This window comes from Ilumatobacter nonamiensis YM16-303 (assembly GCF_000350145.1).
In the GTDB taxonomy this organism is placed as follows: domain Bacteria; phylum Actinomycetota; class Acidimicrobiia; order Acidimicrobiales; family Ilumatobacteraceae; genus Ilumatobacter_A; species Ilumatobacter_A nonamiensis.
The window spans coordinates 1-1,469 of record NZ_BAOL01000122.1 but is presented as its reverse complement, the minus strand read 5'-3'; the positions used below and the strand labels follow the sequence as shown (position 1 = coordinate 1,469).

The 1,469-nt window shown below is 68.6% G+C and carries 1 protein-coding gene and 1 pseudogene; both read right to left on the bottom strand.

Annotated elements, in window-relative coordinates; translation table 11 throughout:
* Positions 1-237 (bottom strand): annotated as a pseudogene (locus ON45_RS12380) (hypothetical protein); the annotation flags it as partial.
* Positions 234-1,184 (bottom strand): alpha/beta fold hydrolase, encoded by a 951-nt coding sequence (locus ON45_RS12375; RefSeq protein ID WP_040494300.1) that lies wholly within the window; start codon positions 1,182-1,184, stop codon positions 234-236. The pseudogene ON45_RS12380 and the gene ON45_RS12375, both read right to left, overlap by 4 nt.
* Between the last annotated feature and the right edge of the window lie 285 nt (positions 1,185-1,469).

The window sequence follows — 1,469 nt, the reverse complement described above, 5'->3', positions numbered from 1 at the left end:
CCCGCCGCTCGCGGGGATCGTTGAGTCGCCGTGGCCGGTGAAGTCGAGTGCAGCGATCGCACCGGGCCACTGCTCGACCCACCTCGGGACGCGCTCGGGGGAGCGGTCGCCGAGTGCGTGGAGCAACAGCAGCGGACGGACCGGGTGGTCGACGTCGAGTGGGTCCGGGCGCAGCAGGTGGAGCGCGAGGTCGATCTTGTTGTGCCGCAGTGTCACGACGTTCTCTGCTCCGGTCACGACGGTGCTCCGATGAAGTCGAGCACGAGCGCACTGACACGGTCTGGTTGTTCGATGTGGACGAAGTGGCCGACGTCGTCGAGCACGTCGCACCGGCCGTCGAGGGGCATGTAGGGCACGACCTTGTCGGGTGGTGTTCCCCACCCCATCTCCTCCATCTGCCCGCCGAGGATCCCGAGGAACGGCATCGGCAGCCCGGGGATCCGCATCAGCGTCCACTCGGGCCGCCACGGGCCGAAGCCGCCGAAGCGCAGCGCCGGGTCGATCTTCCATCGCCACCCGTCGTCGGACCGGAACCCTCCGGTCGTCACGAGACGACGGAGCCATTCGTGGGGGAGCCGCGGGTTCATTCGTCCTCGTCGTTCTGCGAGTTCGTCGAGCGAGCCGGGCTTCCTGCTCGAGGTCGCCGTGCGTCGGCGGTGGTCGAGCCACCCGGCGAGGTCCTTGGCGAGCATGGTGGTCCGTTCGTGCTCGGCCAGGTCCGGGATGTTGCGCTTGTAAGGAATGCCGTCCATGTTGACGAGGCAGCGGAAGCGATGTGGTTGGGCGTCGGCGAGCTGGGTCATCAGCGCTCCGCCCTTCGAGTGGCCGACGACGGGGATCGGACGGCCGCCCGACACGTGATCGAACACCGCAAGGGTGTCACGCATGTCGCCGTCCCACGAATAGAGGGCAGCGTGCTCACTGCTCCCGTGGCCCCGCTGGTCCCAGGCCACGACGCGCCAGCCACCGGCGGCCAGCTTGGGCGCGAACACGTCGAACGTCCGGGCGAAGTCGAAACCGCCGTGCATCATCATCAACGGTGGAGCGTCGGCGTCGCCCCATTCGTAGACGGCGATGCGCACTCCGTGAGCTGGAAGGTCGTAGCTCCGGTCCGGGCGCTCGGCCTCGGGGAACGGAGATTCACCGTGTTCATCCAGTCCCGGGTCGTCGTAGGTGCTCGCCATCGAGGCGACGGTAGTGGAGGTGACGCGGCCGCCATGTGGTCGACCGGGCAGGTGGATGTGGACCGGCGTGGTCAGGAGCAGTGCGTCGTCGGTGCGGTTCGACATATCCTGGCCCGTGATGGATCAGAGTCGGCGAGCAACCAGCTTTCGGCGCGGAGCGCTTCGCGCTGCCGTGGTGCTGGCAACGGGCGTGGCGGTCGTGAGCTGCGGGACGACCGACGAGGCGTCGCGGATGACGCTGCCGCCGCTCGAGACCACCACCACGACCACCACGACGACGACCAC